General features: G+C 43.7%; 17 protein-coding genes. 4 read left to right on the forward strand and 13 right to left on the reverse strand.

The window, feature by feature from the left end; translation table 11 throughout:
- The first annotated feature begins 214 nt into the window (after nt 1-214).
- The gene (locus MKY16_RS15045; protein ID WP_209949555.1) at nt 215-1,978 is read left to right on the forward strand and encodes a methyl-accepting chemotaxis protein; all 1,764 of its coding nucleotides are present in this window, start codon (nt 215-217) and stop codon (nt 1,976-1,978) included.
- Nucleotides 1,979-2,071: 93 nt separating this feature from the next.
- On the opposite strand, the gene MKY16_RS15050 is transcribed toward MKY16_RS15045, so the two are convergent.
- From MKY16_RS15050 to MKY16_RS15080, 7 genes are all read right to left on the reverse strand, one after another.
- Nucleotides 2,072-3,124 (reverse strand): glycoside hydrolase family 53 protein, encoded by a 1,053-nt coding sequence (locus MKY16_RS15050; protein ID WP_340955891.1) that lies wholly within the window; start codon nt 3,122-3,124, stop codon nt 2,072-2,074.
- Nucleotides 3,125-3,225: 101 nt separating this feature from the next.
- Nucleotides 3,226-5,313, reverse strand: a complete 2,088-nt coding sequence (locus MKY16_RS15055) for a beta-galactosidase (protein WP_340955892.1) — start codon at nt 5,311-5,313, stop codon at nt 3,226-3,228.
- A gap of 26 nt (nt 5,314-5,339) precedes the next feature.
- Nucleotides 5,340-6,218 carry a carbohydrate ABC transporter permease gene (locus MKY16_RS15060; protein ID WP_029517680.1) on the reverse strand — a complete coding sequence of 293 codons (879 nt, stop codon included), beginning with the start codon at nt 6,216-6,218 and terminating at the stop codon, nt 5,340-5,342.
- A 27-nt stretch (nt 6,219-6,245) separates the two neighbouring features.
- On the reverse strand, nt 6,246-7,136 hold the full coding sequence (locus MKY16_RS15065; RefSeq protein WP_029517681.1) for an ABC transporter permease: 891 nt from the start codon (nt 7,134-7,136) through the stop codon (nt 6,246-6,248).
- Between the two features lie 251 nt (nt 7,137-7,387).
- On the reverse strand, nt 7,388-9,070 hold the full coding sequence (locus MKY16_RS15070; RefSeq protein WP_340955893.1) for a sugar ABC transporter: 1,683 nt from the start codon (nt 9,068-9,070) through the stop codon (nt 7,388-7,390).
- Nucleotides 9,071-9,206: 136 nt separating this feature from the next.
- On the reverse strand, nt 9,207-10,832 hold the full coding sequence (locus MKY16_RS15075; RefSeq protein WP_340955895.1) for a response regulator transcription factor: 1,626 nt from the start codon (nt 10,830-10,832) through the stop codon (nt 9,207-9,209).
- Nucleotides 10,807-12,627: a sensor histidine kinase gene (locus MKY16_RS15080; protein WP_340955898.1), complete on the reverse strand. Its 1,821-nt coding sequence runs from the start codon at nt 12,625-12,627 to the stop codon at nt 10,807-10,809. Before MKY16_RS15080 ends, MKY16_RS15075 begins: the two co-directional genes overlap by 26 nt.
- 114 nt (nt 12,628-12,741) lie before the next feature.
- Between MKY16_RS15080 and MKY16_RS15085 the strand changes: the two genes are divergently transcribed.
- Nucleotides 12,742-12,918 carry a hypothetical protein gene (locus MKY16_RS15085; RefSeq protein WP_176715684.1) on the forward strand — a complete coding sequence of 59 codons (177 nt, stop codon included), beginning with the start codon at nt 12,742-12,744 and terminating at the stop codon, nt 12,916-12,918.
- Here the strand turns inward: MKY16_RS15085 and MKY16_RS15090 are convergent.
- Nucleotides 12,911-13,351 (reverse strand): NucA/NucB deoxyribonuclease domain-containing protein, encoded by a 441-nt coding sequence (locus MKY16_RS15090; protein WP_340955900.1) that lies wholly within the window; start codon nt 13,349-13,351, stop codon nt 12,911-12,913. The two genes, MKY16_RS15085 and MKY16_RS15090, sit on opposite strands and share 8 nt — an antisense overlap.
- 141 nt (nt 13,352-13,492) lie before the next feature.
- Between MKY16_RS15090 and MKY16_RS15095 the strand changes: the two genes are divergently transcribed.
- Nucleotides 13,493-13,687 carry a hypothetical protein gene (locus MKY16_RS15095; protein ID WP_029517686.1) on the forward strand — a complete coding sequence of 65 codons (195 nt, stop codon included), beginning with the start codon at nt 13,493-13,495 and terminating at the stop codon, nt 13,685-13,687.
- 385 nt (nt 13,688-14,072) lie between these two features.
- Entirely contained in the window at nt 14,073-14,375 is a 303-nt protein-coding gene (locus MKY16_RS15100; RefSeq protein WP_013310964.1) for a hypothetical protein, read from the forward strand.
- Between the two features lie 68 nt (nt 14,376-14,443).
- Here MKY16_RS15100 and MKY16_RS15105 read toward each other — a convergent pair whose 3' ends face one another.
- From MKY16_RS15105 to MKY16_RS15125, 5 genes are all read right to left on the reverse strand, one after another.
- Nucleotides 14,444-16,330 carry an Ig-like domain-containing protein gene (locus MKY16_RS15105; protein ID WP_340955902.1) on the reverse strand — a complete coding sequence of 629 codons (1,887 nt, stop codon included), beginning with the start codon at nt 16,328-16,330 and terminating at the stop codon, nt 14,444-14,446.
- Nucleotides 16,331-16,450: 120 nt separating this feature from the next.
- On the reverse strand, nt 16,451-16,873 hold the full coding sequence (locus tag MKY16_RS15110; protein ID WP_340955904.1) for a hypothetical protein: 423 nt from the start codon (nt 16,871-16,873) through the stop codon (nt 16,451-16,453).
- A gap of 16 nt (nt 16,874-16,889) precedes the next feature.
- Entirely contained in the window at nt 16,890-17,558 is a 669-nt protein-coding gene (locus tag MKY16_RS15115; protein ID WP_340955905.1) for a uracil-DNA glycosylase, read from the reverse strand.
- A gap of 259 nt (nt 17,559-17,817) precedes the next feature.
- Complete coding sequence (locus tag MKY16_RS15120; RefSeq protein WP_340955906.1) at nt 17,818-18,480, reverse strand: S-layer homology domain-containing protein; 663 nt, start codon at nt 18,478-18,480, stop codon at nt 17,818-17,820.
- A gap of 119 nt (nt 18,481-18,599) precedes the next feature.
- The gene (locus MKY16_RS15125; protein WP_340955909.1) at nt 18,600-20,660 is read right to left on the reverse strand and encodes a glycosyl hydrolase 115 family protein; all 2,061 of its coding nucleotides are present in this window, start codon (nt 20,658-20,660) and stop codon (nt 18,600-18,602) included.
- Nucleotides 20,661-20,848: the final 188 nt, after the last annotated feature.

The raw sequence follows: 20,848 nt of genomic DNA on the forward strand, positions 1-20,848 counted from the left end.
TTTAGTAAGAATTGAGTTGGAAAAACAACATAAATCCAGTTTGCCGACAAGCGGCGGCCCCATCGTTTCATTCACTCGGGGGCCGCCGTTCTTTTTGTATAACCTTCTACTCTCCCTTTTAATAAATACCTAACAATTAGAAAGCAAATTGTCGAAATATATATGGGATAGGTTGTATATGAAACTAAATCGCTAATTCAAAGGAGAAGAAAACGTGAAAAACTTGAAGTGGAGAACTATGTCCTTTTTTGGTAAAAATCTATTAATCTCTTTTCTTAACATCGTATTAATAGGAGCTATTCTCATCACATCCAGCTATATACTTCAAAAGAACATTCTCACCACGCAGCTGCAAGACCAAGTTAAGGTATTGACTAAAAAATGGGCAGAAGATGTTGATAAAACAAAAGTACAACAAGCATTGAATGAAAAAGATTATAACGGCTCTGTGCAACAAGATTTACGCAAATTTCTCGATTCTATTCACACACTTTATCCTAACGTTGCCCAAGCTTACATATTCGGCACAGAGCTAACAGAAGGAAATCAGACCTCCATTATTGGCGTTCCCACAAATTTAGTCCAAGCTTTCCAAGACTTAAAGATGAACATTGGGGACATGTACACTCTTCCTGACGAAAATGCACAAGCCGTAAAAAAGATGCTTCAATCTAATGAATCAGCATTAAGCAGCTTTTACACGGACGAATATGGCACATGGACTACTATTGTTTACCCGATTACAGATGCTAGCGGGAAAGTCACAAGTGCGATTTACTTTGACGTAGATGCGAGCTCTGTACCTACCGGCCTTCATAAATTGCTTGTATACGGTGTTTCACTGCTCATTCTGTTTCTTGCCATCTTCTTAACGATTCAATATTTACTGGTAAAACGCACCCTCTCCCCGATTCGTAGCCTGATGAAGGGCATTGAAGAAGTCAGCGAGGGAAATCTGAATGTAAAAATCAAGACAGGCGAGGACGACCTTGGCATTATCAATCAAAAATTTAATTCAATGATCAAACACCTTAACGATACAATGGTGAAAGTACAGGATACCACGCAAGAAGTTACGGGATCTGCCCAGGAATTGTTAAGCATTAGCGAGAAAAACAGTACGAATACGAACGTCATTAACAGCAATATTCAGGAAATAACCCAAGGGCTTGAAGCTCAGGATCACGCAGCACTTGAAAGCTCCAGAGCTATGAATGAAATGTCGACGGTTATCCAAACCATTGCGGAGAGCTCCTCTTCCGTAGCCGATCAAGCTTATTCTATGGAAAAACGCTCCGTTGAAGGCAATCAGGTAGCCCAAAAGCTTTCCGCTCAAATGGACTCTATCTCCACTACAATGGAAAGTACAGCTGATTCCGTTAATGCGCTGCAGAACCGTTCTAACGAAATCAGCAATATCGTCAGCATCATTACAGGCATTGCCAGTCAAACGAATCTGCTTGCACTGAACGCTTCTATTGAAGCTGCCAGAGTCGGTGAAGAAGGCAAAGGTTTTGCAGTCGTAGCGGGAGAAGTGCGTAATTTGGCTGAACAGTCTCAAGAGTCTGCCAAACAAATTGCAGAGCTTATTGAAGAAATCCAAAAAGAAATTGAACAGACTGTAAAAGGCATCAGCCTTGGTACAAAAGAAGTTCAGATTGGGCTAGAAGTTACGAAGCAGACAGGCGAAATGTTCTCTGAAATTTTAGATGCGTCTAATAAAGTGTCGTCACAAATCCAGGAAGTATCCAGTGCAACGGAGCAGATTTCAGCCAGCACGCAGGAAATGTCAGCTACCTCTGACGAGCTGTCTTCCACAGTTAGCAAAACAGTCGACAGCAGCAAACAAATTCAGCATACTATTGGAGAACAGGCTGAGTCTATGGCTTCTATTGTCCAAGCTTCTGACAAGCTTACATTGATGTCTGGCGAGCTGGAAGAGCTCATTTCGTTCTTCAAGGTGAACCGAGAAGCCTAATCCTATAACTTCCAAGAGCCCTAGATAACAATAAAGAACCTCTAGTCTGATAAATGCGAACTAGAGGTTCTTTGATCTACTCTTACATACTTCTTAATTTATAAATCCTTCCAAAGCTGAGGTTGGTTTACCGTCAGCCTGCCAAGCACCTTTGTTATAACCTTGATTGTAACCTGGAGTTGCAGCAGGCTCCCAATAAAATACCCCTGTACCTTTACCGCCTCCGATGTTCCGAACCTTCGTTTTGATTGCAAATATAAATGCCTTGGAAGCCGCAGGTTCATTATATTCCATCCCGATTTCACTGATGACAATGCCTTTTCCGTATTTGGCAATGAGGTTATTGGCATTGGTAATCGTCTGATCCACCTTGCCCTGCCAGTCCGCAGGAGAGGGATACAGAGACAGTCCGATGAGATCAAACTGAGCTCCATTATCAATCAGTCCGCCGATATTCCAGTTCAACACAGAACTGTTATCCCCGTTGGCTAAATGTACGATCGTTTTAGTACTACTGCTTACCGATTTTACAGCGTTATTGCCCGTGTTGACGAGCCACGCATAGTTTTTCATGTTCACCGAAGCTTTGCCGTCTTCCCAGAGCATTCCATTGTTCGTCTCATTACCGATCTGCACCCAGTCCGGTGTTACCCCCTTGCTTTTCATCGTGTTCATAACATAGACCGTATGGGACCAGACTGCATCCATAAGTTGTGTAAATGTGAAATTGCGCCACGCATAAGGTTTGTTCTGTTGCCCTGGATCTGCCCAAGAATCACTATAATGTAGAGTCAGCATAACGCTCATACCTAACTTTTTAGCTCGTTGCGCCAGTTCTGCTGCCTTTTCGGCATTCATGTATCCGCTTGCATAATCTTTCATGTCAGGGTTTACCCACACACGGATACGCACCGCGTTGATCTGATAGTCATCTCGCAAAATTTGCAGTATATCTCGACGAACACCCTTCTTATCCTTCCAACTCATACCTTGCGCTTCCATTCCTGCTACCCAGCTTATATCTGCTCCTTTGGCGAAAGCAGGGGCGGCCGAAGCCGCACCAAACCCTACAGAACCGAACGGATACAATAAGCTGGATAACAAGATCAACATCGCAAATACCATCGTGCGGTTACCTGTTTTCATAAGTCATCTCCCATCCGAATTGTATACTTCTCATTGCCTCTGACCAATCTACCAGCTCCCACTCGGGAAAACGATAGAGATCACACTTAAAATATCATGTTCTATTTATTGCGCTCTGTCTTTAAAACCTTAACAGCGTAGGCATCCAATTGAATGCTACCGTCTTCTATCACATGATTTTCAAGCATATCCGCATAAGTTCGTCCATCCAACATAATCTTTTGTGGCTCATGCGTGAAATTCAATATGAAAATATAATCATGAACTCCATCGGTACGAATCGCCGTATTCACTCCATGAGGCAACTTCACATTGAGCGCTTTACTGATTCCTGCATCCTCAATTAAACTTCTGTAAAAATGACTGTGGAATAGTCCGATGTTGCGTGATGCGATGTAATAAGCCTTTCCTTGTCCCAAACGGTTCACCGTCAAAGCTGGGCGTCCTGCATAAAAGTCTGAACCGTACACAGCCAGTACCTCTGCACCCTCTGTATGAATGAGATCACACAATTCTACAGCTTCATACTCCCCTTGCAGATCCAGCTCATTGCCTTCAACCGGCAAAATGTGATTACGGTCATGATCATGCAATCCGTCAATCTCTTCCGACCAGATCCCCAGCGTCTTACGAAGCGGGCCCGGAAAGCCTCCAAGGAAGCACAAATCATGTTCATCTACGATACCAGACCAATAGGTTGCTACGAAAATACCACCGTTTTCAACAAACTTCTGTATACGCTCCCCCACGCCGCTGCGGACCATATATAACATCGGAGCTACCAAAAGTTTGTATTTGGAGAAATCTGCATCCATATGAATGACATCTACAGGCACACCCTGCTCCCACAGCGCCAAATAATGCGCTTCAGCTGTCTCTTCATATTTTACACCTTTGTTCCGCGGTCCCTGTGAATCGTTGATTCCCCAACGGTTCTCCCAGTCAAAAATGACTGCGGCCTCCGCCGGTACAGATGTACCGATAACCTCCTCCAATTTTTCCAGCGTATTACCGACATGGGTCACATCCCCGAATACCCGAGTGTGCTCATGTCCGATATGATCGACAACCGCACCATGCAGCTTTTCACTCGAACCGCGGCTTTTCCGCCACTGAAAATATTGAACGGTGTCTGACCCGTGTGCCACAGCCTGTAAAGACGAGAGCAGATGCATTCCCGGCCGCTTCAGCTTGCTAACGTCTTGCCAGTTCGTCAAACTTGGTGTACTCTCCATGAGCATCCAAGGCTTACCTCCCTTGATTGAACGAATAATATCATGCATCATGGCCACTTTAGCAGCCTGACGGCTATCATCTCCCTCACGATCATGCCATGTTGGGTAACTATCCCAGGATATAACATCGAGCAGATCAGCAAACTTCCAGTAGTTCAATCCTTCAAAAAACTCCATCAAATTGGTTGTGACCGGAATTGCTGGATTTGCAGCCTTGAGCGGCACAATCTCATGCTTGATAAAATCTGCGGTCTGATCGGTCACAAACCGTCTCCAGTCCAAATTCATGGCATGAACCTGTGTTTCACCGTGAGGTGCCGGGGACTCAACTTGGCTCCAGTCCGTAATCGTATGACTCCAAAAGGTCGTCCACCATGCGTGATTTAGCTTGTCCAGCGTACCGTATTTATCCTGGACCCAAGCGCGAAATGCCTCCTGACAATAATCACAGTGGCAATCTCCACCAAATTCATTGGAAATATGCCAGCCAATAACAGCCGGATGGTTAGCATAACGCTCGGCTAGCTTCGTATTCATGATACGTACTTTTTCCCGGTAAACAGGCGATGTAGCACAGTGATTATGGCGAAACCCGTGCAGATTACGGACACGGTTAGCCTCCACACGCAGCACCTCAGGATATTTTTGTGACATCCAGGCTGGTCTTGCTCCACTAGGAGTAGCCAAAAATGCATAGATTCCGTTCTCAGCAAACGAATCCAGAATACGATCCAGCCACTCAAACGTAAATACACCTTCCTCAGGCTCCAATGATACCCATGAGAAAATGCCAACAGACATCACGTTACATTTGGCTAGTTTCATTAGACGAATATCCTCCGCTAACACCTCAGGGTAATGCTGCCATTGCTCCGGGTTATAGTCCGCTCCATGCAGCATACGTGGAATTCGCTCACTAATCGGGGGGTACTTAGTTATGTTTTGATACGTCACTGTAAATCATCTCCTTATTATTTCTATTACTCTTTGACGGAACCTAGCGTCATACCTTTAACAAAATACTTTTGTAAAAATGGATATACAATGAGAATAGGCGCTGCACCAATGAAAATTTGCGCTGCATTAACCGTCGTTTGAGAAAGTAATTCCATCTCCTTTGGACTCATGCTCATGGAACTCATGTCCTTCTGAATAATTACAGTTTGCAGGAACGTCGCGAGCGGATAGTCCTTTGCATTGCTCAAATAGAGTAGACCGTCAAACCAGGAGTTCCAATGAAATACCATACTAAACAGCGCAATCGTCGCAATGGAAGGCATGGATATCGGTAAAAAGATACTAAACAATGTCCGAAAATGTCCTGCTCCGTCGATCAATGCGGCCTCTTCCATCTCTTTGGGAATTCCTCTAAAAAAGTTCAACATAAGGATGACCAGAAATGTGTTGACCGCTCCTGGCAAAACAAGTACCCAGAAGCTATCCATGAGATGGATCTTTTGAATAACCATATAGAATGGAACCAGACCACCGTTAAAAATCATGCTGAACACGAACAACCATGAATATACGTTTCGGCTACGGAACACAGATGTTTCCTTTGAAAGTGGATAAGCAGCTAAAAAGGTAATCAGCAGTGTCAAGCCGGTTCCCAATACAGTCCGACAGACAGAAATCCAGATGGAGTGCAGAAAAATCGGGTTATTCATTGTCTTCTTATAGGCTTCTAATGAAAACTGCACTGGCCACAGTCCAACCAGATTGGCATCTGCTGCTGATTTAGCACTAAATGATACCGCCAACACATGAATCAGTGGAACGATACACATGATAGACAACATCACTAGTAAGCAAATATTAAACACATTGAAGATGCGGTATGGCGTTGTTTTATGATACATGACTCTCCCTCTTTCAGCCTCGTGGAATCAGAATATGCGGTAACCTGCCCATTTGTAAGCAAGTCGATAAGATATCAGAATGAGAATCATACTGATAACGGATTTGAACAAGCCGATAGCGGTGGCAAAGCCCATTTCCCCATTGATTAACGCTGTCCGGTAGACGAATGTATCAATAATATCGCCTTTTTGGTAAACCAGTGGATTATAAAGGTTGAAAATCTGGTCAAAACCGGCATTCAGTACATTGCCAAGTGCAAGCGTTCCAACAACGACTACCATCGGAATTAACGAAGGTACAGTGATGTGTAGCGTCTGTCTCCAGCGGCTCGCTCCATCCATTTCAGAAGCCTCATACAACGAAGGATTAATACCCGCCAGTGCAGCGAGAAATACGATGGTGTTGTAGCCGAACTCCTTCCATATATCTGAAACAATGACAGTAAATCGAAACCAGTTATTATCTCCCAGAAAAAAGATAGGCTGGATCCCGAAACTACCGAGAATACGGTTCATAAATCCATCTGTAGCCAACAGGTCAATCAGAATTCCGCCCAAGATGACCCACGACAGAAAGTGTGGTAGATAAACCAGTGTCTGAATGGATCGCTGAAGTCCGACCTTGCGAATTTCATTCAGCAGTATAGCAAAAACAAACGGAACCACCAGATTGAAAAACATCTTTAACACAGCAATAATTAGTGTATTCCAGACAACTTGAAGACTGTCCTCCCGTTGAAACAAAAAGCGGAAGTTATCCAGTCCAACCCACTCGGAACCCGTTATGCCTAGCCAAGGCTTGTAATTTTGAAAGGCCATCACGATGCCGCCCATCGGAATGTAGCTGAATACAATTAAGAAAATGATGGCTGGCAGCAGCATGATATGAAATGGCCACGTACGTTGCAGACTTCTCATTGCAGTTCCTCCTGTAACTTTCATTCATGGTATACTTCAATTATAAAAGCGTTTTCGCAGTCCCGACAGTTCAAAAAACCAACATACATGGCACAAAAGCAATCATTTTTTTAAGCTCGCCAAACGAATAAAACTTTTTTTCAAATACACCATGATAGCGCATTCATTTCCACTCGATACGGGTGAAACTGTAGTAAAAAGGCTGCCCACCTCGGGACAGCCTTCCTACTCTGTTACAACATCATTGGTTTTTACTTTTCGACGCTTTTATACCATTCGTTTACTTCATTTGTAATTTGTTCGCCACCCGCTGTTTTCCACGTCTGCACAAAGGTATCAAAAGCAGAGATCGGCTGCTTGCCATAAATAATTTCATTGAAGGTCTGACTTTCAATTTTATCCAGATAGTCCTTTTTAGCCTTCATGGTTGGCGTAGTTGGACCTGTGAACTGATCTTTCATGGAGATATCCTTCTGTTCCATAAGCACTTTGGCAGCTGCAGGAGTACCTTTCCCGTAGTTCACCATTACATCTTTCTCCAGACGGGTCTTCGGTTCTGCGCCGTTAGCCAAACTTAGCAAAGCCTTCATTTGGGCATCAGGTATACGCGCACCATCACGAACCAGCAAATAACGAATAGAGTTTACATAACCGCCTGGTATTTTATCGATAGACATTAGCTTTCCGTCCGCATCCAAATCATAATCGTAGCCCTTAAACAGCCCATTCGACAAATCGCTATCCGGTTTGGCATTAGCATAATGGTCAAACAAATAGTTTTGATAAGTGAAAAAAGCTTCAGGATGCTGCATTTGTTTGTTGATTAGTACAACACCATTGGTGTATTGCGTACCGTGACGCATGGCTTTGTTGTCAGGACCTGCTGGAATCTTAATCGGCTTCCATATGGCACCCGGCGCATTTTTGACTGTATCCTGAAGCGGCCAGCCGCTCATCCAATATGGCCCAGGAATCATGCCGGCTGTTCCTGCGACTGTAGGTTCTGCCGTTTTATTTTCATCCCACAATGCTGCTTCCTGAGGGATATATCCCTTTTTGAGCCACTCGCTCAGCTTTTGCAAACCCGGCTTCATGCCAGGCTGCACGGAGCCATATTCCAAACTGCCATTCGCGCCTTTGTTCCACTGCTGAGGTAGTGTGCCATATGCCCCGAAAATCCAGGACGGGTCACCCATCCAAGTGTTCATGGATGTTTTAAAACCGATACTGAGCGGAACCACTTTGTTCGGAGCCAGTCCGTCCGGATTTTTATTTTTAAAGGCATCCATCACTTTTTCCAGATCATCCATCGTCTCAGGAGCCTTCATACCCAGCTTATCCAACCAATCTTGTCGTACCCACAATACATAATCATGGTTATAGGCGAAATCAAGCACAGGAATACCCATTTTCTTACCATCTCGGCTATACTGATTCCATACATTCGTATCCTGATTCATCGCCTGCTTCCAGGAATCCGAAGCGTACTTGTCAAACAACGGACCAGCCTCTACAAACATACCGGAATCGATCATGTCCTGTGCCAGTTGCTCATTTTCCGTCCCCAGTACAACGACGTCCGGCATCTCCTGACCGGAGGACATAGCCAAACGCAGCTTCGTAGCAAATGCACCATTCGTATCCGTGACGGACCAGAGTGATTTGATATTAATACCGAATTTCTCTTTAGCCCATTTGGTCGCAATGTTATTTTCGATAGATTCACCATTTTTAAATTTTAAGGCGGGATCTACACCCCATACCGTGGAAATTGTGACTTCTGGATTGTATTTTTCTTTGTATACGTTTTCAGTTTTAGCTGTGCCGTCCGCATTCCCATCATTTTCCGCACCTGAGCAGCCCACAAGGCCAACTCCTAATACCATAGTTGCGGCGAGCAACGACAACAGCTTTTTCTTCGAATGAACTCGCATATTGTTCCCCCTCTAGAAATCATTTTCTACTCTTTTATTATAGAAGGGCTTTTCTTCACAGCCTATGTCACAAAATAAATATTTCTGCACCTTTCCCAACTGATCTTTACTGATTTCGTCTTTACTGGTCCCATCTCTACTGATCTCGAAATTCGTGCGGAGTCATTCCGTAATGCTTTTTGAACATTTTACTGAAATATTGGGGATTCTGGTAGCCTAGTTCCGTCGTAATTTCGTATATTTTTTTGTTGGAATATTTGAGCAAATAAAGAGCCCGCTCCATTCTCATTCGGATAATATAGTCACCCAGACCTTCTCCGGTTTCAGCTTTATAAATTTTAGACAGATAGACTGGATGAAGATAAACCTGATCAGCAATCGTCTTAACAGACAGCTCCTGGCCTTTATCCTGGGAGATGAGCTCCTGAACCTGCTTGACCACATAACTTTTAGCGCTTTGTTCGCTTGCGGACCATTCAGATTTAAGTTTGTTCATCATGGAAAATATCCACTCTTTGAGGTGGGGGAACGAATGAACCATTTTCTGCGCATGTAACGGATCGAAGCCTACTTGATCCATCTGTGTAATGAAACGTCCTTGTTTGTGCGCTGTATACATAAAGGCGCTCGTCACCGAAATAAACAGCTCATATAAATGCTCGCGTGTATATCCCACCTCTTCCATTTTTCCAAATACACGGCTCACTTTCGCTTCAGCCTCGTCCCATTGCCTGGATTCGAGCAGATGAGTAAGCGTAGGGTGCATATAAAGCCCCTCTAGTGACTTAACTGAACTGTGTGGCTGTTCTGTCTGTTCTTCTATGAATAGCAGTGCATCCGTTTCCTCCTGATGATTCCAGTATAAAGATCTAATCGCTGTCTGATATAGCTTAGGTAGCTCCTCTGGAAACTTAAACCATCCGGTTAATGCAACGTAAATTTCCCCTTTCAAGTAATTGCTCACATTTTTTCGAAAGGTCTCAATCGCCGCACGCAAACAAAGATTCTGCTCATCCACACTCCGTTCAGGAAATGCATTCCAATTTCCTTCTATTAATACAATTAAGCAGTCATGCGGCGCTTTGCAATGCCAAACGTGAAAATCAGGTGCGAACACTTCTTCGGCAATATTTCCAATCGCATACTCAATTAAGGAGACTGAATGATAGTCCATATCAGAAAAATGCTTTCCTAGCTGAATAAGCAGCATACTGGCAGGATGTCCCGTACGTAGCTTGATTTCGTACTCGGACATTTTGCTCTCTATTTTTGGTACTGGTAAATCACGCCCGAGTAGCAAATCATGCATCAAATGGGTCCGCAGTACACCAAAATCGTTTCTGCGGCTATATTGTAATTGGTGAACCTTATCAAATGCTTCCCATTCTTCCTTTAGCGAATCCATGGCGGCTGACACACATTTGATAAACTCTTCATCATCCACCGGTTTTAAAATATAATCAAAAGCCTTAAGCTGAAGTGCTTTTTTAGCATATTCAAAATCGGCATAGCCTGTCAGTAACAAACTTCGGATATGCGGCCATCGCTCGTTTACTTCAACAATCAACTCCAGTCCCGTCATACCAGGCATACGAATATCGGTAACCAGAATATCAATATCGTACGCTTCCAGCACATCCACTGCTGCTAATGCGGAAACCGCTTGATGAACCCTCTCGATGCCTAGCGTCTCCCACGGAATGGTAGCTGCCAGACTTTCTGTTACATAACTCTCATCATCTACTAGTAATATCTGAACCATCTGGTCCCTCCGTTTTAACTATATTCGAATCTGGCGAAGGCTCAATTAAACCATTCGCATGCTCTCCTTCTGTTGAGATCGACCATTTTAATACTGCACGCAATCCTCCCAATGGAGACAAAGAGAACTCCAGTCCGGCATCTTCCCCAAAATGTAATCGCATGCGGTGATGCACATTCCACAAACCGTATCCATGATCCTCTTCCACAGGCTTGTCAAGCGTTGATGTCAGGGCAGCTATAGCCTCTCTACTCAAACCGAGTCCGTTATCATCCACAATCAGGTACATATACGAGCCAACACGCTCAGTCAAAATATGAATTAGACCCTCCTCCGCTTGAGGCTCTATTCCGTGCAGCACCGCATTTTCCACCAGTGGCTGCACTATAAGCGGCGGAATCGGCAGACTGCTGGCCTGCGAAGAAACATGAACTAAGAACGTTAGCCTTGGCATACGCATCTGCTGTATGTTCAAATAATATTGAACAAACTCGACTTCCTCTGATAATGGAACTAAATCCCGCTCCTGTCTTGTTGTATATCGATAATACCTGGATAAATTATGAGCCATGGCCACGACCGCCTCATGATTGCGCAGCTTCGCCATACTTGTGATAAACGAAAAACAATTATAAAAAAAATGTGGATTGATTTGTGACTGGAGCTGCTTTAGTCGCGCTTCCTTGACATGTAGCTGCTCAACATACACCTTCTCAAACAGCTCCTGAATCTGTTCGACCATCTGATTGAATTGACTAGACAGGAAAGCAAACTCGTGACTCCCCCTTAGACTTAATCGAACAGCATAGTCTCCGTCCTTTAGTCTCCTAAATGCCCGCACAAGCTGAAGAATCGGCACTTGTACCTGTGAATGAAGCAAGTAAGCGCCAATCAGGCCTACCAGCAGCGAGCCAACAACCGTTATATAAAACAGTCGATTCGATGAGTAAATCGGAGACATCATATCAGACAAAGGCATGTAATCAATCAAATACCAACCCGTCGTTTGCGAAAGAACGGCATGAACCAGGTAGCTTTCTTCTCCAATTTTCACAGTCAGATTGTCAACTTCATGGAGTCCCATTTTTTCCAATTTTGAAATCAGCTGTCCAGACAGCTCTTCATTGGCAGTACGATTATAGATCGCTCCTACGCCTTTTTTATAATAAAAAGGCTCCTTGCGTCCATCACCTTTGAAGCGGTCAAGCATATCCTGAATATTACTGCTGTCAAATTCAACCTTAATAATCGTGTTAGCAGTTTCTGGATTACCAAGTGAAGAAAACGGGGATAATGTATACAATGAAAATATAAATTGGTCTTTCCCGTATGATCTTTTTTTGGATACCTGCCAGCCGTCTTTTATCAGCTGATTTAGTTTTTTCTGGTCATATAAACCTGCTCCATTTTCCGATACAACCCGTCCAAGCGAAGGAGAATAGATACTCAGTCCGGTTCTCCAATTAGAAGAGCTTTCCTGAAGCCCAAGCTTGGTTTGAATCCGTTTGACAAGGTTAATTCCATCCAGATTGAGAACTTTGTCCTTCAAAAAAATCGCTTGAAAACTGGCTACATCAGGATCATGAATCAGCAGATGCGGCCAGGAGGAAATCATTTCAATATTCGTATTCACCTGGTTTTGAAAAAAAGTCAGCTGATTATAATTAGATTGATTCAGCTCCTCACGTAATACACCTGTCGTTGTCTGATTAGAATAGACATACAGGATCAGCAGAGGTATAAGCAATACGATAACGATGGAGACGATTTTAGTATAAAAATTAAATTTAAACATGAGTTCTACACATCCTCTGCACAAGAAACAGGCATACTTAATTGGTATGCCTGAGCCCTGACCTTTGTTGCCGTCAGTACATACACTACATTATCAATGGTTGGCGGTGATAATATGTTTGATGCTAAGCAAATGGAATGGTTTAACCAACTATCCGCTGAAGACTTGGCCATTTTAGGTGCCGGCTTCAATACACTAGGTGATTTTTTTGATTTTCTGGCGTTGGTTAAGGCCAAACAGGAAACATCTAAGGAGCTAAAAGGTAAAAACACGAAATCAAAAACTATTTAATAACGAATTTTACACGAGTTCCATCCTCATACTCATCCAATTGATGACTAACCCATGATCCTGCCCCACGATTATCCTTAGGGGCTATGTATTTGACATTTGCACCTTTGCCTCCTTCTGAACACATAGCCATCGGCCATTCATCACGATCGTATCCCTTACGAGTGGGAACACCTGTAAGCGAATGCTTGCGATTTTGCTCGGCTCCTTCACGGTCAATTGTGCATACTGGTGATTTTCCCGCCTGAATGGCTTCCTTAATATGCTGCGCCGTTTCAGGGTAACGACCTGACGGGAATTGCAGCGTTACCTGAGCCGCCGAGGAAGGCGGGTTCTCTCCTGTTATTTTCGTAAGAAGATTGCCTCCTTCAAACCAATACGCGCCCGCAGCTAGCAGCACTAAAACTATAAAACTTAGCAACTTTTTCTTCAATTTTCTCTCTTCCCTTCAAGCTATTCCAATAGATGCCTTCAACTAAGGTAATCCCCGGATTTTATTTTTTGTAACCCCTTACTAACTATAAAAAAAGGTTGAATATTGGACGACAAATAGTATAGAGAGGAGGTTGCACGAATGAACGATGAGATCAAACTGGCCGTGAGCCAAATGCAAGCCGTTGTAGTCCGGTTACTGAATGGAAGTACCGTAATTGGCTGGCCTAAGCTCCTATCTGACCAAGAAACTCAGCAATTCAAGCTCTATGATGACGAACACGTATATACGATTTCTGTTAATGACGTGGATACAGTCGCAAGAGTTATTGTATAAGATACAGGAAGCGACTTAATGAGACATCCAGCGGACAAGCCCAAACAAGGCACACCACAAAAGAAGACTAATCAGAATCCCCAAAAATAAACCTTTAAAAAGCTTCATACCATACTGACAACCTTTCCGACTGGGCTTTTCCCCATTATAACATGTCAGAAAGACAGCTGTCGCAGCTTGCTCTTGCATCATCTTCGTATCATATATTTCAAATTTTAAAATCACAATACAAAGGAAAATAATGAAATTTCCGAAAATTATGCCTGATCACCATTGAAAATGCAATCATGACATAATAAAAGTCACATTTTAATCAAAATTTAATGAAAGTTTTCCGAAAATGATGTATAATTATTGACATAACAAAACGCACGAGGTGATCATCATGGCATTATTAAACAGAGTTCATGAATTAAAATTGCAACTGCCTAACGAGCATCATAGCATTTCCCAATACGTGGAGCATGCATTGCATTCGATTGACAGTTTTGTGGAGCAACATCGTCAATTTATAGCCGCTCAGGCTCTATATGGTGAAAAGATCAATGGTACGGAAGAAAGACTGTTCCGAGACACAATTTCTGAGATTAAAGCCCAACTGGTAGCTACTTTGGAAAAGACAGTTGAAGACTTCGCACACAAAGGCGATAAGCATTGGAAAAATCATTATCAGGACGGCGTAGAATAAGCTGAAAATAACCCCCGGTCTTTGGACCGGGGGTTATTTTGTATAAGTGGATGTGGCAATGTACGTAGCTATTTTAACACTTTGGCAGATGTCGTTACCTTCTTACCGCCATAGACTACTTTAATACTGGAGCTTCCGCTTTCCAAGGCCTTCACCTGACCAGCTGTAACCTGTACGATCGACGGTTTGGAGGATGTCCATACCGCTGAGCTTGTCACATTGGTAGTAGCACCTGAATCATAAACTGCATTCACACTAAGCACTTGAGAGGAGCCTTTAGGCAGCTTCAGGTTTTTATTGCTCAATACCAGTTTGAGCAGCTTAGGTGTGACCTTGATCTCGACGTTAAACGACTTATCCTGATATGTGCCCGTAATCGTTGCGTTTCCAATTCCAACAGCTTTAATGGAAGAGCCTTTTACGATCGCTACGGAAGCATTCGATGTTGTCCATTTCACTTTGCTGCTCAGGGTAACTTTTTTACCATCCGTATATATGCCGATGACTTTGATGGACTTACTTCCTTTCAAATTCATTTCGGCATTCGAAAAGCTTGGTGTCAATGTAGAAATGGCTCCTTCCACAATGACAGGTACTTTCACATATTTGTTCATATACATAGCCTTGATTCCAGAGTTACCGCCATTCACTGCTTTTACTTTACCATTTGCTACTGTAACTGCGGCTGTTGTACCTACCCAGCTTACCTGATTGGTAACATCCAGGATTCCACCACCAGCCATGTGGGCTTTTACTGTCGGAATACTTGCTTCTTGGCCTGCAACCAGTACATATTTTTTCTCAGAAGCCGTCAACTTGAGCACTTTGTATTGCACAGTCACTGGAATATCCAGTTTGAGCGCACCTACCGTTGCTGTCAATGTTGCACTGCCTGGGTTCACTGCAACTAGCTTACCATTTGCTATTTTAACTGCACTTTCACTGCTTAAGCTCCATTTCACATCGGATTGAACTGCTTTTTTTGCTCCATTGACCAAATAAGCAGATATACTCGGAAGAGAAGTTTTTCCTCCTGTTTCGAGAGTCAGACTGGCTTTGCTTGAAACCAGTTTTTCAACCGTTGGAAGTACATTAATCTTCAGAGTCTTGCTCAAACCGTGATAGGACGCTGTAATCGTCGAATTGCCTGCATCCATCGGTGTGATTTTACCTTGCTCGACTGTGGCAACCAGCGGATTGGAGGAAGTCCATTCTGCCGTGTTGGTCACATCTGTTTTGCCGCCAGTCAGGTTGACATCAGTTGCACTAACCTGAATGGGGGAGCTACCTAGAAAGACCGATTTGGACCCAGTTGCACTCAATACTAAAGCCTGAGAAGAAGAACGCACATACACAATCGTTTGTGCTTTAAGTTCATCTTTGCTTGCTTTAATGTAAGTCACGCCTTTGGCAAGTGGACGAACAAGACCATTTTCAACGGTAGCAACAGCCGTATTCGAGGAAGTCCATTCGACACCGGATACATTTTCCGTCCCACCTCCAGTAAGTACACCTTGAGCAGTCAATTGCTTTGATTCTCCGCCAATCGTCAAATTAATGGGACTAGACAGATTTAATTGCAGCTTGCTGTAAGGCGATTTTACTGTAATCGTTGCACTTACCGTTTGCTGCTCATATGTGGCAACAATCTTAATCTGCCCTTTTGACACAGGAGTAATGAGTCCCTTATCTACCTTTAAAATACTTGAATCCCCAGAGATCCATTCTGCCTTTTGTGTAACATCTTCCTTGCCCTTTTCTGTCAATGACCACACTTTTAATTGAGCGGGGTTTCCCCCCAGATTCAATGTAGTCGGATTTTGACTATCCCACTCTACCGTGGAGGTCTTGCTCTCCTCAGCCTGGAGCAAACCTGCTGGCCATGCTGCAAATACAAACATCAGCAAAGCAAGTAAGAAGGTACTCCGTTTGCTCATACGTTTCATACGTTCCATTCGTTTCTCTCCCTTTGTTTCATTCTATAAAACAGGGTATTATTAACAATCCCATTATCTTTTATCGGTAAGCAGTTAACTAAATTGAACCCTTCATCAAAAAAAGGTGAATTATTACAGTTAAAGTTCCCCACGTAGTGACCTTACCACAAACAAATGCCCTTCCTTAGATAAGATTTGTCCATCTTCAAGGATTACATTGTGTGCCGAGTGACTAACCAGCTTTACATTATAAGCAACCAGCTGATCTTCTCTCCAAATCGTCACCGCCGACTGAAAATGAATGGCATTATCAAACTGTAACGGAACACTAATTACATAACCGATTGCGTTCAGCTTCGCCGGATGGCGGCTTCTACGCTCACGCCCCGGAGGAAGCATGGTAATATACGAAATATTTTCAAAAGGAATAGCCAGCATTTTCGGGCCTATAATAACGCACTTTCGTACATCATCCCATTTTTCAAGCGTGCCGCGCACCTTCTGGGTATGATCGTTGTTGCCGTGATATAAAATGACCTGACGTCCCTTCCATTGACGCATGTCCTCACCTCCAGTGCTAGCGGTTAGGAATCTCCCACCGAATCGGCTCCATTCCATGCTCCTGCAAAAATGCATTGGTACGCGAAAAAGGCTTGCTGCCAAAAAAGCCTCTGTGGGCCGCCAATGGACTCGGATGAACGGACTTCAGCACCAAATGCTTGCTGGTATTCACGAAGCTCGCTTTTTTCTGAGCATGGCTCCCCCACAAAATAAACACAGCTGGCTGCTCGCGCTCATTAATCGCTTCAATGACAGCATCCGTGAAACGTTCCCAACCTATTCTCTGGTGAGATTGCGGTTGTCCTTCACGCACGGTTAACACGTTGTTTAGCAGCAGCACACCTTGCTCAGCCCAAGGAACGAGGTATCCCTGATTCGGAATGGGAGTACCGATATCATCGCGGAGCTCCTTGTATATATTTAGTAGAGACGGCGGAGTTCGCACACCAGGTCTAACAGAAAAGCTCAAACCGTGAGCTTGTCCCTCTCCATGATATGGATCCTGTCCCAATATAACCGCTTTGGTCAGATGAAATGGCGTTAATTTAAGTGCGGAAAACAAGTCTTCTTTTGGAGGATATACCTTATGTAACTTGTACTCTCGGGCTAACGTATACCTTAATTCATTAAAGTATGGCTTTTCGACCTCTTCTCGTAGTACATCATCCCAGTCATTCCCAAACATACTCCTGTCTCCTCTCAATATGTAAATCTGTGAAAACGGTAAGCTTTTTGATCCAAAAAAATAAGCTGAACTCCTCATCCGGAGCCAGCTTATTTATTCGTTACCTGTGTTATATGCCGAAGGACCAGGAAAATATCCTTACGGTAATCAGCTACCGCAGGTCTAAATTCGATTTCCTTATTATAACATTAACGATAATGATGTCAAGTAACTGAAAGCTTAATTCCCTCAGAAGAAAAGCTCTTTATTGCTGTATTTACTACGATTTTGTATGAACATTCAGGTATTCCAATGCATTATATAACATAACAGCAGCTTCGGCACGTGTAATCTCGTTTTTTGGATGAAACTTTTCATTTACATCCAAGGTATTGACCTTGTAGACTAGCGAGCGTTGAATGCTACCTTGGTAAGAAGGCTCCAGTTCACTGTCATCCGCAATATTCGCAGGTGCGATTTTAATCATCGGAAGAGCGCCTGCTTTTTCCATGCCCTGAATCAACATGTGGGTGAACTGTTCCTTAGTCAGAGCTTTGGCAGGATCAATATCCTTTGGAATAACCACACCATTATAATGAGCGTTGATAAAAGCATCGGCGTACCATGCATTATCCTTAACATGGGTAAACAGTCTACTGACCTGTGGCTCCTTGTTCAAATCAATGGCGGTCAAATTGAGCTGGAGTCCGCTGGAGATCAACTGAATGCCTTGGGCAGCGGTGACTTTAGATGATGGGAGAAACTGCGTGTCAGAGGCACCTTTGAGTAGACCCTGATCTTTAAGGGATATAATTTTTTCTTTACCACTTACGTTATCCAAATCCTTAAATTGACGGTCTGCCGCAGACATTTGACCTCCAACGGTGAAGGACAAAATGGCTACAGTTGTAATGGCTGCAAATGCACTTTTTCTCATACTCATGTTAAGTTCCACCTTGTAGTTGAATTAGGCCGCTTGGCCATTAACAACTTCATTGACGTAGTATAAGCTGGAAAGGTTGCAGGCAGACGCTGTTGCTTCTTATGCTACATGCCTTCCTTTTAATATAATACCTTCTCCAGACAGCGTGCCAGCTCATCATCGGGAAGGGGCTTGCGATGCGTATTCTCTAGGTAGATATATTTCTCTGTTTCTGGCATTAAATATTGTTTGGACCACAGGAACATGTCTGGACTATCTCCCTGAAGACGAAGAAATCTCCGCACAGTGTCCGCATGAGAAATAGTGTTATCTAGATTGGTTAACCAATCTGCCCGGTAGAAATGCTCCCATCTTCCAGTTCCTGCGAGCGATAAAGCTTCTTTACCCATCCGGTAGCTCCAAACGGCATGAGAAGCTTGTATAAATGCTCGTGGATAATCTTTTTCAAGGAAGAGCCCATAAGCGCTACATAAGCTTGCTAGTCCACGTGAGCCACTTAGATGCAGTTCAATCTGCACAAGCAGTTGATTATACAGCCTTCGACATTCATCTTCTGACAATGACTTCATGATTCGTAGACACCTCTCTCGCAGTTCAACCCAGTCCGGGATTGCCGACTCGGCTTTTTCCTTGAACCAGCGAACCTGTTCAGGAAAAGGCCTTTCTCCAGTAGCCCAGTACAGCCGTTCATCACTGCTTTCTTTGCCTTGTAGCCAATACCCCATAATTTGCCGAGCTGGATGATGATAGAGTTCCTCCCCTGCTCGATCATCCCTATGCGGGCCATAAACGATAGTGCAACGGGAATAATCCCGGTATAATTGGGAAATCTCTTGAAGCTGACTACTGTACAGCCGTCCGATAAAATCAGTAAGCTGCTCTTCAGCATCCACTTCACCCTTCGTCCATAAATTTGCTACTAAATCCAGCGTATATACATGTGGCAAAATATTCCCTGAATTGACCAGCAGGTACTCGTCCGCCCCTGTAGTAAACGCTGCTGTTAATTCCTCTACAATCAAGCTGACTGAGGAGGGAAATTGGGTAAGATGGTTCGACGCTTGCAAGTCGTGGAAGGTCACATGGTAATATACTCCATTCTTGCCCCCATCCTGCGTCTCAGGCAATGCTGGTACACGATAATTAAGATTCCCATGGCGCCGAGATACCATTTTACCGTAACCATTGTCCGCCCATATTTTAATCACCCCTTCGGGTACTTCCATATGCCCCTGCTTGTATAACTCGGCAATCTCACCATACATCGCCATACAGCACACGGGCTGATCCACAAATTCACAGATCATATTGTACTGCTTGCGAACCACATACGAGATTAATTGTCCGCGTTTGTCCGGCGTATTAAAGGAAGGATCATCTTCCCAAAAAGGCTTGTCACCCTGCCCGCGAAAAGATAATACCCATACAATCTTCTCTTCCTTTTGCCGTTCAATCGCTTCCTGCCACAGCTGTTCAAACAACTCGGGATATTCTCTGTAGCTAGCTTGTTTACCCGGAAAGGCTCGCAAAAACATCTCCGCCCCCAACGGTTCAGCATGATGATGTGTGATCCATAAACCCATGTCTGCTGCAAGCTTATGATGGATACCTGTGCGTGGTAAATCGGTTCCGGGAATCACCATATTTCCACCACAGCGCAGTAACGCTTCAAAAACGGGCTTCCACACCTCCTCCGTCGGTGGGTAATCATCCTTCCAGCCAATCAAGCATACCTCATCATTGACAAACCATCCCCGATACCGGACCTTGGACGGTATACTGTCAACATTCTGACTCGGTATTACTATGATATCCCGCTTAGGCGGTAGAATCTCCGCCCAGAACCAGAACGGCTCCACACCCAGAGCGAAACGGCTGTAATGAAGCAGTCCATAAATAATTCCCAATTCATCACGGCCAATAATATGGAGTACCGTTCCCTTGCTACCAGCAACAAAACGCAGACAATAGCCCTCTGGCCAATGCGGACAGCTATCTCCTTCCTGCGCATAACGGATAATGATCGAGGGCTCTACTTCTGTTTGCAATGGCTCGCGGCCAAACACTTGCTTATGATCTCGAGCAATCATGTTCCAAGCGTGGGCAATGGGCACACTTTCATCAGTTTGAAGATTGTATCCGCTTTCAGATGAAATAGTCAGAGGTTCACAGGCTTTCATTTATTGTCATCTCCTATTTTTTTCAACTATGAGGATTCTTCTTGTCTTTATTTTATAGGTTGTCAACATACATATAAAGCTGTACCAACGTAAATATAGCTTTTTTTCGGTAAATCATTTGAGAGTTGAAGCTTCATTTGAGAAAGAAAAAAGTAAGGAACAGGAGAGAAATAAGAAAGACTTGACTG

The organism is Paenibacillus sp. FSL L8-0641 (genome assembly GCF_038006265.1).
Lineage (GTDB): Bacteria > Bacillota > Bacilli > Paenibacillales > Paenibacillaceae > Paenibacillus > Paenibacillus polymyxa_D.

Coding starts and splice junctions, on each gene's coding strand:
- MKY16_RS15050 (WP_340955891.1), bottom strand. CDS start 3,124: ATGAAAACAGGTAACCGCACGATGGTATTTGCGATGTTGATCTTGTTA.
- MKY16_RS15065 (WP_029517681.1), bottom strand. CDS start 7,136: ATGAGAAGTCTGCAACGTACGTGGCCATTTCATATCATGCTGCTGCCA.
- MKY16_RS15110 (WP_340955904.1), bottom strand. CDS start 16,873: ATGCGTCAATGGAAGGGACGTCAGGTCATTTTATATCACGGCAACAAC.
- MKY16_RS15095 (WP_029517686.1), top strand. CDS start 13,493: ATGAACGATGAGATCAAACTGGCCGTGAGCCAAATGCAAGCCGTTGTA.
- MKY16_RS15115 (WP_340955905.1), bottom strand. CDS start 17,558: ATGTTTGGGAATGACTGGGATGATGTACTACGAGAAGAGGTCGAAAAG.
- MKY16_RS15085 (WP_176715684.1), top strand. CDS start 12,742: ATGTTTGATGCTAAGCAAATGGAATGGTTTAACCAACTATCCGCTGAA.
- MKY16_RS15120 (WP_340955906.1), bottom strand. CDS start 18,480: ATGAGTATGAGAAAAAGTGCATTTGCAGCCATTACAACTGTAGCCATT.
- MKY16_RS15060 (WP_029517680.1), bottom strand. CDS start 6,218: ATGTATCATAAAACAACGCCATACCGCATCTTCAATGTGTTTAATATT.
- MKY16_RS15100 (WP_013310964.1), top strand. CDS start 14,073: ATGGCATTATTAAACAGAGTTCATGAATTAAAATTGCAACTGCCTAAC.
- MKY16_RS15105 (WP_340955902.1), bottom strand. CDS start 16,330: ATGGAACGTATGAAACGTATGAGCAAACGGAGTACCTTCTTACTTGCT.
- MKY16_RS15070 (WP_340955893.1), bottom strand. CDS start 9,070: ATGCGAGTTCATTCGAAGAAAAAGCTGTTGTCGTTGCTCGCCGCAACT.
- MKY16_RS15080 (WP_340955898.1), bottom strand. CDS start 12,627: ATGTTTAAATTTAATTTTTATACTAAAATCGTCTCCATCGTTATCGTA.
- MKY16_RS15125 (WP_340955909.1), bottom strand. CDS start 20,660: ATGAAAGCCTGTGAACCTCTGACTATTTCATCTGAAAGCGGATACAAT.
- MKY16_RS15075 (WP_340955895.1), bottom strand. CDS start 10,832: ATGGTTCAGATATTACTAGTAGATGATGAGAGTTATGTAACAGAAAGT.